A 12,644-nucleotide genomic window follows, 5' to 3' on the forward strand; every position below is an offset into this window, starting at 1 on the left:
TGTTTCCGGCCGTGGTTGACATGACATCGACGGCCGGGACACCATCCCCGCGATGGAGATCACCGATCTGACCCCGGCCGAACGCCGCGTGTGGGAAGCCTTCCCGCGCGGCGACGGCGTCGACTTCCGGGAACACCCCGAGGACAGCTCCGTGGACGGGGCCGGATGGGGCCCGGAGCGCACCGTCCGGGCCGAGGTGCTGCGGGCCCTGCTGCTCGGCGCGTGCCCCACCGAGGAGGGCCGGGTCGCCGGACTGAAGATCAAGGGCGCGCGGATCGTCGGCAGTCTCGACCTCAGGTACGCGGTCGTCGACCACCCCATCCGGCTGCGCGACTGCTGGTTCGAACGCAAACCCCTGCTGTACGGGGCCCAGCTGAAGGCGCTCGTCCTGGGCTACTCCACCCTCCCCGGCCTCACCGCCGCCACCGTCCGCGTCGACGTGGTCCTGCGGCTCTCCTGCTGCCGGATCACCGGCCCCGTACGGCTCCAGGGCGCCAAACTCTCCGCCCTCTTCCTCCAGGGGGCCGTGATCGGGCCGACGGCGGGCGACGAGGCGGACGAGCCCCCGCTCCAGCTCAACCACGTCGAGGTCGGCACCGACATCATCGCGAACGACCTGACCGTCCACGGCCAGCTGCGCCTCAACGGCGCCACCGTCGGGGGCCAGGTCAGCATGGACCGGGCCCGCCTGCTCGCCCCCGGCGGGATCGCGCTGCACGCCGAGACGCTGACCGTCGGGACGGACCTTCGGGCCCAGCGCATGGAGGCCCACGGCATGGTCAACCTCACCGGCTCCCGTATACCGGGCCAGCTCAACTTCGCGTACGCCGTCTTCGTCAACCCCGACGGCGTCGCCCTGCGCGCCTCCAGCTGCGCCATCGGCGAGATGTGGCTGCGCAACTGCCCGCCCGTCGAGGGGATGGTCAACCTGCGCCGCTCCCAGTTCGACATGCTGCACGTGCCGAGCGCCACCTGGCCGGAGAAGATCCGCATCGACGGCCTCAGCTACCGCACCCTCGCCCCCCACCTGCCCGCCGAGGAACGGCTGCCCGCGCTGGAACGGGAGGAGTCGGGCTACCTCCCGTACGCCTACGAACAGCTCGCCGCGGCCTACCGCACGGCGGGGGACGAGGCGGCCGCCCGGACCGTCCAGCTCGCCAAGCTGCGGCGCCACCGCCGCACCCTGCCCCCGCACGGGAGGCTGTGGGGACAACTCCAGGACATCACCGTCGGCTACGGCTTCCGGCCGCTGCGCGCGGCGGGCTGGCTGCTGGCACTGCTGCTCGTGGGCTCGATCGCCTACGCCCTGCACGCGCCCCGGCCGCTGAAGGCGGGGGAGGCGCCGGACTTCAACGCCGTGTTCTACACGATCGACCTGATGCTGCCGATCATCGGCTTCGGCCAGGAGTCCGCCTACGCGCCGGCCGGCTGGTACCAGTGGCTGTCGTACCTGCTGATCGTGACCGGCTGGGTCCTCGCCACCACCACGGCGGCGGGCGTCAGCCGGTCACTCCAACGGCAGTAGGGGCGCTACGCGGCCTTCGCCTTGGTGGCGTACATGTCCACGTACTCCTGGCCCGACAGGCGCATGACCTCCGCCATCACCGAGTCGGTGACGGCGCGCAGGACGTAGCGGTCGCGGTCCATGCCCTCGTAGCGGGAGAACTCCATCGGCTCGCCGAAGCGGACGGTGACCCGGCCCGGCCGCGGCATGCCGGCGCCGCCCGGCTGGAGCTTGTCGGTGCCGATCATCGCGAAGGGGACCACGGGGGCGCCCGTCATCAGCGTGAGGCGGGCGATGCCGGTGCGGCCCCGGTACAGACGGCCGTCGGGGGAGCGGGTGCCCTCGGGGTAGATGCCGAAGATCTTGCCCTCCTCCAGGATCCTGCGGCCCGTCATCAGCGCGGCGACTCCGCCGTTCGCGCCGTCGCGGTCCACGGGGATCATGCCGGCGCCGGTGAAGAACCAGGCCATCAGGCGGCCCTTGAGGCCCTTGCCCGTCACGTACTCGTCCTTGCCGATGAAGTGGACCGTGCGGTCGCACACCAGCGGCAGGATCATCGAGTCGATGAAGGTGAGGTGATTGCCCGCCAGGATCACCGGACCGGTGCCCGGAATGTTCTCGATGCCCTCCACCCTGGTGCGGATGATCAGGCGCATGACCGGTCCGACAGTGGCTTTGATGAGCGCGGTACGGAACAACGTGAGCCCTCCGGCATCGAAAAGCGGCTTTCGCACCACACGGCGGTAGTGCAGGTGAGGACGATACTCTCGGCTCACGGCTGATCGCACATCGGGTTCACGTGGTAGATACATCGTGTTGACGCACGTTTCCGTCGTGTTCCCGCCACGCCCACCCTCCCGCCATCCCTCCTTGCCTACGATCGGCACGCCGATTGCGGGCCGCACACCCCCCGGAGATCCCGGGGGCCGCGGGCCCGCTTCACGATGAGGAGAAGCACTCATGACGCAGGGTGGGGCAGCACGGCGCACGGTCCTGGGAGCGGCGGTCCTGGCGGCCGGAACCGGAATCACCGGACTGGCGGCGGGCACCGCCTCCGCCGACACCACCGACGGCGGACACGACGAGGGCGGCTACCGGGACCTCCCCGTCCCGACGGTCATCGGCCACCGGGGCTCCAGCGGATACCGGCCCGAGCACACCCTCGGCTCCTACCAGCTCGCCCTCGACCTGGGGGCAGACGTCATCGAACAGGACCTCGTCCCCACCAAGGACGGCCACCTGGTGTGCCGTCACGAGAACGAGATCGGCGGCACCACCGACGTCGGCGACCACCCCGAGTTCGCCGCCCGGCGCACCACCAAGACCGTCGACGGGGTCTCCGTCACGGGCTGGTTCACCGAGGACTTCACCCTCGCCGAGCTGAAGACCCTGCGCGCCAAGGAGCGCATCCCCGCCGTCCGCCAGCGCAACACCCTCTACGACGGCCGCTGGGCCGTCCCCACCTTCGAAGAGGTGCTGCGCTGGGCCGCCCGCGAGAGCCGCCGGCGTGACAAGCGGGTCTGGCTCCACGTCGAGACCAAGCACCCCACCTACTTCCGGGGCCTCGGCCTCGGCCTGGAGGAGCCCCTCGCGAAGCTGCTGCGCCGCTACGGCCGCGACGGCCGGGACGCCGCCGTCTTCCTCCAGTCCTTCGAACCCTCCAGCCTCCAGCGGCTCTCCCGCCTGGTGTCCGCGCCGCGCGTGGCGCTGCTCGGCGCGGCGAACACCCGGCCCTGGGACTTCGAGGTGGCCAAGGACCCCCGTACCGTCGCGGACCTGGTCAAGCCCGAGGGACTGCGGTGGATCGCCGGCTTCGCCCAGGGCATCGGCCCGACCCTGGACCTGATCGTGCCGCGCACCGCCGACGGCCGCCTCGGCGAGCCGACCACCCTGGTCAAGGACGCGCACGCGCGGGGCCTGGTGCTGCACCCCTACACCGCGCGCAACGAGAACAGCTTCCTGCCCGCCGAGTTCCGCAAGGGCACCGATCCGGCCGCGTACGGGGACGCCTTCGGCGCCTTCAAGCGGTACTTCGAACTGGGCGTCGACGGCATCTTCACCGACAACCCCGACACCGGTCTCCTCGCGGCGGAGGCCTTCCGGCCCGGACGCGGCGTCAACCGCTAGGCCCGCTTCCCCGTACGGGTGTGCCCCTCCCGGCGGGGAAACCGCCGGGACCCGTCCGCTCGTCCCGCCCGGCATGGACCTGCTGAAGCAACCGCACCTGCCCGAGACCGGGCGGCCGGAGAGCGAACTGCTCCGGGAACTGGGCCCGCTGCTCTCCGCCGAGGCGGCCGCGGAGGCCCCGGCCGCCGGGGTGGAGGCCGCGGACCTGGAACAAGCCGTCTGGGTCAGGCTGCTGGAACGCGGCCCGTGCGCCCCCGACCCGGGCGGCCGTGCCCGCTGGCTGCGGCGGGCGGTGCGCGCGGAGGCGCGGCTCGCCCGCAGGCGGGCCCGGCGCGAGGTCCCCTACGGCGCCGCGCCCACGCCCGCCGTCGCGGCCGGCGAGCCCGAGGACGCCCTGCTGCACGGGGAGGAGAACCGGGCCCTCCGATCGGCGGTCGCCCGATTGCCCGGACGCTGTCCCCAGCTCATAGGCGCACTTCTCTCGCCCAGAGACCTCACTTACCGTGAAATCGCAGGAGAGTTGGGTATCTCACAAGGAAGTTTAGGACCCGTCCGTTCCCGTTGCCTGGGATGTCTGCGCAGAATGCTCGCTGCAGAGGTTGCGGCTCCTGGCCCTTGGGGAAAGGAGCGGTAGACCGGAGAGCTACCAGGTGAGCGGGAGGCATGCGCACATGGGCATGAGCGTGACCATTTCGGCGGCGGCCGCCGAAGACGCCGAGCAGATTTTCAAGCTGCAGTATCTGGCGTTCCAGCGGGAGGCCGAGCTGTACGGCAACTACCTCATCCAGCCGCTCACCCAGTCCCTGGACTCCCTGAAGGCGGAGCTCGCCTCGGACACCGTGCTGGTGGCCCGGCTGGGCGACGAGGTGGTGGGCACGGTGCGCGGCAGCATCGGCGAGGACGGCACCGCGAGCATCGCCAAGCTGTGCGTGCACCCGCGCCTGCAGGGCCACGGACTGGGCGCGCGGCTGCTGCGCGGAGTCGAGGAGGCCCTCGCGGGCCACGGCGCCGCGACCCGCTTCCGGCTGCACACGGGCGTCAAGAGCGAGTCGAACCTGCGCCTGTACCGCAAGGCCGGTTACGCGCAGGTCGGCAACCGCACCGCCTCCGACGGCGTGCACCTGGTGATCCTGGAGAAGGAGGCCGCGGAGGCCACCGACTTCGCCGTCAGCGCGTAGGTTCCGGCCGCTGCGCCCGGGCGTCCCGTGCGGCGCCCGGGCCGCGTCGTCGCCGCACCGGGGGTGGCGGCCCGGCCCGGCCGGCCGAGGGCGTCAGCGCTTCGAGCGGAGCCAGATCATCCCGGTCACCGGCAGGATCACGGGGATGAACAGGTAGCCCATCCCGAAGTCCGACCACACGGTGGCGTCGGGGAAGGACTCGGGCCGCACCAGGGTCCAGGTGCCGACGGCCAGCACGCCCGCCAGTTCGGCTGCGCAGCAGACCAGCGCCGCCTTGCGGGCCTTCTCCCCGCCGCGCACCAGCGAGTACGTGATGAACGCGTAGGCCAGCGCCGCGGCCCCGGACAGCGCGTACGCCAGCGGGGCCCGGTCGAACTCGGTGGAGATCTGGTAGGCCGAGCGCGAGACCGCGCCGACCACCATCACCCCGTAGAGCCACACCAGCAGCAGCCCCGGCCCGGAGACCAGCCGCTTGCGCCCGGTGGTCCCGGAGGCCTCCGCCGTCGCGGTATTCGTGTCGTCAGGCACCGGCGGTTCCCCAGATGTCGTAGAGCCGTACTTCGAGGACGGCGAGGACGACCGCGCCCGCGGCCACCGTCACCGAACCCCATTTGGTCCGTTCGCTCAGCGAGAGCATCCCGGCGGCCGGGACCGCCGCGAAGGCGCCCACCAGATAGGCGACGAAGAGCACCGTGCCCTGTGCGGGCTTCTCGCCCCGGGCCAGCTGCACCAGGCCGACCACCAGCTGGGCCAGGACCAGGAGGGTCACCACGGCCATGCCGATGAAATGCCAGTCCTTGGTCGGCTGGTCCCGCCACACGGCGTGACCGCACCAGGCGGCGAGGGCGAGGGCGGCCACACCGATGGCGGCCGTCAGGGCGTCGAGCATGCAGCGAGGGTATTACGGGCCGCCGCACCCGGTGCGCTCGCCCCTCGCCCGGGCCCCGGACCGTGGCCTTGGCCACAGCGCACCCCGCCGCCGGACCCGACGAGGACGTCGCCGTCGGGGACCTCCCGGCCGTGTCCGCGCTGGTCGGGGCCGCCCGAGTGCCGCTTGGGACGGGGGAGCGGAGGTGACCGATGATGTCCGTAATGCGGCCGGAATCCGTCCGGTATGCGGACACTGTGGATCGATGAGTCGCCATGTCTGCTTTACTGGGGCCCATGACCACGACGAGCAACCGCACCCTTGCGACCGAGGCGACGATGACGCCCGGTGCTCGTTGTATGTGTCGAATGCGCGCCTTCTGAGGGCCCCTTCACTGCAGTCTCGCGCCCCGAAGCGAGACCGGCCGAGCCGCTCCGCCGCAGCCGTCACCACCTGACGGGCCGTACGGACCGCTCCTGCCCCGCGCACGCGTCGACGCCATCCCCTTTCCGACGGTTCGACCCGTATCGCGTCCCCAGATGTTTGCCCCGTGCACGGCACCCGCACGCCGTGCACTCGACAGCGACGGAATTCCTGTGATCACCACATCGGGCCTCACGAAGGTCTACCAGTCCCGTGGCCGTGAGGTCACCGCCCTGGACGGCGTCGACCTGCACGTCCGCGAGGGCGAGGTATACGGAGTCATCGGCCAGAGCGGCGCCGGCAAGTCCTCCCTGATCCGCTGCGTGAACCTGCTGGAGCGCCCCACCACCGGCACGGTCACCGTCGACGGCGTCGACCTCACCGCGCTGGCCGGCCGCGGCCGCCGCGCAGGCAAGGAACTGCGCGAGGCCCGCAGCCGCATCGGCATGGTGTTCCAGCACTTCAACCTGCTGTCCTCGCGCACCGTGCAGGCCAACATCGAGCTGCCCCTGGAGATCCTCGGCGTCTCCGGCCGCGAGCGCTCCCGCAAGGCCCTGGAACTCCTCGACCTCGTCGGCCTCGCCGACAAGGCCAAGGCCTACCCCACCCAGCTCTCCGGCGGCCAGAAGCAGCGCGTCGGCATCGCCCGCGCCCTGGCCGGCGACCCCAAGGTGCTGCTCTCCGACGAGGCCACCAGCGCCCTGGACCCCGAGACCACCCGCTCGATCCTCCAGCTGCTGCGCGACCTCAACCGCCAGCTCGGCCTGACCGTCCTGCTCATCACCCACGAGATGGACGTGGTCAAGGCCGTCTGCGACTCCGCCGCGCTGATGAAGCGGGGCCGGATCATCGAATCGGGCACCGTCGCGGAACTGCTCGCCACCCCCGGCTCCGAGCTCGCCGCCGAACTCTTCCCGGTCAGCGGCGCCGCCACCGGCCCCGACCGCACCGTCGTCGACGTCACCTTCCACGGAGAGGCCGCCACCCAGCCGGTCATCTCCCAGCTGTCGCGCACGTACAACATCGACATCTCGATCCTCGGGGCCGCGATGGACACCGTCGCCGGCCGCCAGATCGGCCGGATGCGCATCGAACTGCCCGGCCGCTACGAGGACAACGTCGTGCCCGTCGGCTTCCTGCGCGAGCAGGGCCTCCAGGTGGACGTGGTCGACGCCGACGCCGCGGCCGACGAAATCGACGACGAACTGGCCGCACTGGTCAAGGATGGTGCCAAGTGACCTGGTCCGAGATGCAGCCCCTGCTCACCCAGGGCACCTACGACACCCTGTACATGGTGCTGTGGTCCACCCTGGTGACCGTCCTCGGCGGACTGCCCGTCGGCATCCTCCTCGTCCTGACCGACAAGGGCGGCCTCCTGCAGAACCGGCCGCTCAACAAGGTCCTCGGCGCGATAGTGAACGTGGGCCGCTCGCTGCCCTTCATCATCCTGCTGATCGCCCTGATCCCGGTCACGACCGCCGTCGTCGGCACCTTCATCGGCCCCACCGCGATGATCGTCCCGCTCGCCATCGGCGCCATCCCCTTCTTCGCCCGCCTCGTCGAGACGGCCGTCCGCGAGGTCGACCACGGCCTCATCGAGGCCGTCGAGTCCATGGGCGGCGGCATCCCCACCCTCGTCGGCAAGGTGCTGCTCCCGCAGTCCCTGCCCTCGCTGGTCGCCGCCGTCACCACCACCGTGATCACCCTGGTCGGCTACTCGGCCATGGCCGGCGCGGTCGGCGGCGAGGGACTCGGCTCCAAGGCCATCACGTACGGCTTCCAGCGCTTCGAGACCGGCTTCATGGTCGCCACCGTCGTCGTGCTGATCGCCCTCGTCACGGTGATCCAGCTGATCGGCGACGGAGTGGTCCGCGTCCTCGCCCGCCGCGGCCGGACCGCCTGAACCTTCCCCCACAGAAAAGCCCGCACTTGTCGTGCTTGGGCCACCACCAGCGGGTCCCCACCCGGACCCGTACCGCAAGAAAGGCACTCTTCGTGCGTAAGAACGTCAAGCTCACCGCCATCGCCGCCACCTCCGCCGCGCTCGCCCTCGGCCTCACCGCCTGCGGCAGCTCCTCGGACCCGTCCACGGCCAAGGCCGACGGCGGCAAGGTCGACGAGAGCAAGCCCCTCGTCATCGCGGCGTCCCCGACCCCGCACGCCGACATCCTGAAGTTCGTCAAGGACAACCTCGCCGCCAAGGAAGGCCTCAAGCTGGAGGTGAAGGAGTTCACGGACTACGTCCTGCCCAACACCGCCACCGAGCAGGGCCAGGTCGACGGCAACTACTTCCAGCACAAGCCGTACCTCGACGACTTCAACAAGAAGAACGGCACCCACATCGTGCCCGTCGTCAACGTGCACCTGGAGCCCCTCGGCCTCTACTCCAAGAAGGTCAAGGCCCTCTCCGACATCAAGGCCGGCCAGACCGTCGCCGTCCCCAACGACACCACCAACGAGGGCCGCGCGCTCCAGCTGCTCGCCGCGAACAAGCTGATCACCCTCAAGGACGGCGTCGGCACCAACGCCAAGCTCTCCGACATCACCGACAAGAAGGGCCTGGAGTTCAAGGAGCTGGAGGCCGCCACGGTCCCGCGCGCCCTGAACGACGTGGACGCCGCCGTCATCAACGGCAACTACGCCATCGAGGCCGACCTCTCCCCGGCCAAGGACGCCCTGATCCTGGAGAAGGCCGAGGGCAACCCCTACGCCAACTTCCTCGCGGTCAAGGACGGCAAGCAGACCGACCCGCGCGTCCAGAAGCTCGCCAAGCTCCTGAACTCCGACGAGGTCAAGAAGTTCATCCAGGACAAGTACCAGGGCTCGGTCATCCCCGCCTTCGGTGCCCCGGCCACTTCCTGACGAAAACCGCCTGGTAGACGCCGGATTCCCGGCCCCGCGCCCCCTCCGGGGGACGCGGGGCCGCGGTCTGCCCGCATCCGGGCAGCCCGGCCCTGCACATCACCCGGCCGATGCTGCATGCTGTGGCCTACGACCCGCACGACGGTCCCCCTCGAACGGTCCCGCACCACGGTCGCACCACGGTCTCAGGCATGGAGCTGCGCATGACTACCACCTTCCCGGACGTCACCATCAGCACGGACCGGCTGGTGCTGCGCGCCTTCGAGGAGGACGACGTCACGGCGCTCGCCGAGATGATGAACGACGAGCACGTCACCGCCTGGACCCGGGTACCGCACCCCTACACCCACGCCGACGCCCACGGCTGGGCCACCCGGCGGTCCCACGCGGAACGCACCGACGGCCGCGGCATCGTCCTCGCCGTCACCGAGTTCCTCACCCAGCGCCTCGTCGGCATCGTCCACCTCCAGAACACCGACTGGCGCACCCGCACCACCGAGGTCGGATACGTCACCGCCCCCTGGGCCCGGGGCGAGGGCTACGCCAGCGAGTCCGTCCTCGCCGTCGCCCAGTGGCTCTTCCGCGACCAGGGCTTCGAACGCCTCGAAATCCGCACCGCCGCCGACAACACCGCCTCCCAGCAGGTCGCCCAGAAGATCGGTTGCATCAGCGAAGGCGTCCTGCGCAACGCGTGGATAGTGCGCACCCAGACGGCCGACGGCGGCTGGACCGAGACCCGCACCGACCTCATCGTCTGGAGCCTGGTCCCCGAGGACCTCGACGAGGCCGAGGAGTACGAGGGCTACGACGGCTACAGCGGCTACGACGGCACCCGCGGATACCCGGCCCGGGACTCCGGATACGCCTACGGCCGGCCCGCCGACGCCTCCGGCTACGCCGTCGCCGCCGACTGGAACTGACCCGATGACCAGGTAGTCTCACGATGCGCGATCCCCGACGAAGCTCGCCCGCCCCCACCCCAGGAGACTGACGACGATGGCCGACCGGGTCACGGTGATCGGCTGGGACGGCTCGCCCCTGACCTCGGCCGCCCGGTCCGCGCTCGCCGCCGCCACCCTCGTGGCCGGCGCCGCCCACCACCTCGCGCTCCCCGAGGTCCCGCCCACCGCGGAACGCATCCGCCTCGGCAGCCTCCACCTCGCCGCCCGCCGCATCGCTGGCCACCGCGGCACCGCCGTCGTTCTCGCCGACGGGGACCCCGGATTCTTCGGCGTCGTACGCACCCTGCGCGCCCCGGAACACGGCCTGGAGGTGGAGGTCGTCCCCGCCGTCTCCGCTGTCGCCGCGGCCTTCGCCCGCGCCGGGATGCCCTGGGACGACGCCCAGGTGGTCGTCGCCCACCCCCGCACCCTGCGCCGGGCCGTCAACGTCTGCCGGGCCCACAGCAAGGTCGCCGTCCTCACCTCGCCCGGAGCCGGCCCCGCCGAACTCGCCCTGCTGCTCGACGGAGTGCACCGCACCTTCGTCATCTGCGAGGAACTGGGCACCGACCGCGAGCGCGTCACCGTCCTGACCTCCGACAAGGCCGCCGACCACAGCTGGCGCGACCCGAACGTGGTCATCGTCATCGGAGGCGCGGGCCAGGTCTCCGCCGCCGAGCCCGGCTGGCTGTTCGGCCAGCCCCCCCACCTCACCGCCACCCGCGGCTGGGCCCGGCCCCGGCCCGAAGGGGACGGGTCCCCGGGGGAGGGGCCCGCGGGGGAGGGGGAGTCCGCACAGCTGCGCGCGGCCCAGCTCGCCCGTCTCGGCCCCCGCGCCGGCGACCTGGTCTGGGACATCGGGGCCGGCTCCGGGGCCCTCGCCGTGGACGCCGCCGCCCTCGGCGCGGCCGTCATCGCGGTGGACGCCGACCCCCGCGCCTGCGAACGGGTAACGGCCGCCGCCCGTCGGCGCGGTGTCCAGATCCAGGTCGTGGCCGGCCGCGCGCCGCACGTCCTGGAGAACCTCCCCGAGCCCGACGTCGTCCGCGTCGGCGGGGGCGGCGCCGAGGTCGTCGCGGCCGTCGCCGACCGGCGCCCCGAACGGATCGTCAGCCACGCCTCCACGCGCGACGACGCCGAGGCCATCGGACGCACCCTCGGCGAACACGGGTACGCCGTCGAGTGCGCACTCCTCCAGTCGGTCGGCCTCGACACCCGGACCTGGGCGGAACAGGAGCGTTCCGTGGTGTTCCTGCTGGCAGCCGAGCGCCCCGTGAGCCGCTAGCGCGCAGGCCGGGGTAGGCTGGCCGATCGTCGTGGCGCCCTCAGGACGCGCGACGTGGCGCAGTCCACAGCGGACCGTGCCGGTTTGTGGCCGACACGGCGGCCGACGAGCGCGACAATGCTCAGGAGTTGTTGTGCGGGCGTACGCGAGGCGTCGCACCGCACGGCGACCCCGCACACATCACCGCCCGGCGGTCGTGTGGGCGACCGGGCGATCGAAGAGGCAACACCGATGGGCGAGGGGTACGCATGACTGACACCGGCCAGGTCCCGGGCGAGGGTCACCCGGACAACGGGGGCATGGTGGATCAGCAGGGCATCCCCGCTCCGGTTGCGCCGCTCCCGCCGCTTCCGCCGCAGCCCCCGGCGGGCTACGCCTTCCAGGACCTCGTGGACGACCCCGCCGAGGCGGAGGACGAGGAACTGCTGCTGATGCCGAGCGGCCAGGGCTCCTGGAGCGACCCCCAGGTGGTCCCGCAGGTGCCGGCCTTCCCGGCCGAGTTCCCCGCCGAGCCCGTCTACACCGAGTACCCGCAGGCCCCCGCGGCCGGCTACCCCGAACCCGGCCACCTCGGCTTCCCGGAGCCGGGCTACCAGGACGCCGGCTACCCGGTGCCGCAGCAGCCCGCGCAGCCCGGCTTCCCCGACCCCTCGTACCCCGTGGGCGCGGGCTTCCCCGACGGCTACGCGGACCCCGCCGCGTACAGCGCGGGCGCGCACGAGACCGGCGGCCGTGACACCGGCTCGCTGGACCTCGGCGGCCTCGTGGCCCCGCAGGCCGCCCAGGTGCCGCCCGCGTCGCCCGTGATCCCGGCACGCCGTCCGCTGCACATGGGCCCGCCCATGCCCGAGGCCGGGGGAGTCGTACGTTCCCTCGCGGACCGGGGTCCCGCCGCCGCTCCGGCGCCCGTGGCGGCCCCGGCCCCCGTGCCCGTCCCCGAGCCGGTCCCCGTGGCGGCGGCGCAGCCCGTCGCCGAGCCGGCGCCGCTGCCCCTGCCGCAGCAGCCCGTCGCCGAGCCCGTGGTGGAGCCGGTGGTGGAGGCGGCTGCGGAGCCCGCCGCCGTCGCCGAGCCGGCCGCCGTACCCGTGGCCGTGGCCGTACCCGACGCCGCCGGTGCGCCGGTGGCGCAGGAGCCGGTCGCCGTCCCGGTGCAGCAGCCCGGTGCGCCGGTCGCGGGTCCCGAGTACCTGGACGCCCCGCAGCCGTCGGCGCAGGCCGCCGAGATCCCGGCGCAGCCCGGGGAGCCGTGGACGGCCGAGCCCGTTCCGGCCGCCGCTCCCGCTCCCGTGCCGGCCGCCGCCCCCGCCGCTGCCGCGCCCGCTCCCGCGGAGCAGCCCGCGGAGCCCGTGGCGCAGCCGGAGGCCGAGCCGTCCGCCGAGGCCGCCGCCCAGGCCCCCGAGCCCGCCGCGGTGCCCGTCGCCGTGCCCGTCGCCGCCGAGGCGGCCGGGGAAGCCGC

12 protein-coding genes and 1 pseudogene are annotated in these 12,644 nt (G+C 72.5%); 10 read left to right on the forward strand and 3 right to left on the reverse strand.

Going from position 1 to position 12,644, the window contains the following annotated elements; all coding sequences use genetic code 11:
• The first annotated feature begins 52 nt into the window (after window positions 1–52).
• On the forward strand, window positions 53–1,525 hold the full coding sequence (locus tag ABZW32_RS15520) for a membrane-associated oxidoreductase (protein ID WP_356215705.1): 1,473 nt from the start codon (window positions 53–55) through the stop codon (window positions 1,523–1,525).
• Window positions 1,526–1,530: 5 nt separating this feature from the next.
• Here ABZW32_RS15520 and ABZW32_RS15525 read toward each other — a convergent pair whose 3' ends face one another.
• A complete protein-coding gene (locus ABZW32_RS15525; RefSeq protein WP_037687788.1) occupies window positions 1,531–2,160 on the reverse strand; it encodes a lysophospholipid acyltransferase family protein in 630 nt (209 codons plus the stop codon).
• Window positions 2,161–2,464: 304 nt separating this feature from the next.
• Between ABZW32_RS15525 and ABZW32_RS15530 the strand changes: the two genes are divergently transcribed.
• The 3 genes from ABZW32_RS15530 (at window position 2,465) to ABZW32_RS15540 (ending at window position 4,809) form a co-directional block, all read left to right on the forward strand.
• Window positions 2,465–3,631 (forward strand): glycerophosphodiester phosphodiesterase, encoded by a 1,167-nt coding sequence (locus ABZW32_RS15530; protein ID WP_356215707.1) that lies wholly within the window; start codon window positions 2,465–2,467, stop codon window positions 3,629–3,631.
• 73 nt (window positions 3,632–3,704) lie between these two features.
• Entirely contained in the window at window positions 3,705–4,265 is a 561-nt protein-coding gene (locus ABZW32_RS15535) for a sigma-70 family RNA polymerase sigma factor (protein ID WP_356215709.1), read from the forward strand.
• 37 nt (window positions 4,266–4,302) lie between these two features.
• Entirely contained in the window at window positions 4,303–4,809 is a 507-nt protein-coding gene (locus ABZW32_RS15540) for a GNAT family N-acetyltransferase (RefSeq protein ID WP_030233793.1), read from the forward strand.
• 93 nt (window positions 4,810–4,902) lie between these two features.
• On the opposite strand, the gene ABZW32_RS15545 is transcribed toward ABZW32_RS15540, so the two are convergent.
• Both ABZW32_RS15545 and ABZW32_RS15550 read right to left on the reverse strand, forming a co-directional pair.
• Complete coding sequence (locus tag ABZW32_RS15545; RefSeq protein WP_356215711.1) at window positions 4,903–5,337, reverse strand: hypothetical protein; 435 nt, start codon at window positions 5,335–5,337, stop codon at window positions 4,903–4,905.
• A complete protein-coding gene (locus ABZW32_RS15550; protein ID WP_266838036.1) occupies window positions 5,330–5,698 on the reverse strand; it encodes a hypothetical protein in 369 nt (122 codons plus the stop codon). Before ABZW32_RS15550 ends, ABZW32_RS15545 begins: the two co-directional genes overlap by 8 nt.
• A 575-nt stretch (window positions 5,699–6,273) precedes the next feature.
• On the opposite strand from ABZW32_RS15550, the gene ABZW32_RS15555 reads away from it, so the two are divergent.
• The 6 genes and pseudogenes from ABZW32_RS15555 to ABZW32_RS15580 form a co-directional block, all read left to right on the forward strand.
• Complete coding sequence (locus ABZW32_RS15555; protein ID WP_356215713.1) at window positions 6,274–7,338, forward strand: ATP-binding cassette domain-containing protein; 1,065 nt, start codon at window positions 6,274–6,276, stop codon at window positions 7,336–7,338.
• Entirely contained in the window at window positions 7,335–8,003 is a 669-nt protein-coding gene (locus tag ABZW32_RS15560) for a methionine ABC transporter permease (RefSeq protein WP_030233804.1), read from the forward strand. Before ABZW32_RS15555 ends, ABZW32_RS15560 begins: the two co-directional genes overlap by 4 nt.
• A 92-nt stretch (window positions 8,004–8,095) precedes the next feature.
• The gene (locus ABZW32_RS15565) at window positions 8,096–8,962 is read left to right on the forward strand and encodes a MetQ/NlpA family ABC transporter substrate-binding protein (RefSeq protein WP_356215716.1); all 867 of its coding nucleotides are present in this window, start codon (window positions 8,096–8,098) and stop codon (window positions 8,960–8,962) included.
• Between the two features lie 203 nt (window positions 8,963–9,165).
• Window positions 9,166–9,882: a GNAT family N-acetyltransferase gene (locus ABZW32_RS15570; protein WP_356215719.1), complete on the forward strand. Its 717-nt coding sequence runs from the start codon at window positions 9,166–9,168 to the stop codon at window positions 9,880–9,882.
• 76 nt (window positions 9,883–9,958) lie between these two features.
• Window positions 9,959–11,188 (forward strand): precorrin-6y C5,15-methyltransferase (decarboxylating) subunit CbiE, encoded by a 1,230-nt coding sequence (cbiE, locus tag ABZW32_RS15575; RefSeq protein WP_356215722.1) that lies wholly within the window; start codon window positions 9,959–9,961, stop codon window positions 11,186–11,188.
• A 248-nt stretch (window positions 11,189–11,436) separates the two neighbouring features.
• Window positions 11,437–12,644: pseudogene (locus ABZW32_RS15580) on the forward strand (hypothetical protein); the annotation flags it as partial.

The sequence above is a fragment of the Streptomyces sp. NPDC004667 genome, assembly GCF_040609475.1.
Classification (GTDB): Bacteria; Actinomycetota; Actinomycetes; order Streptomycetales; family Streptomycetaceae; genus Streptomyces.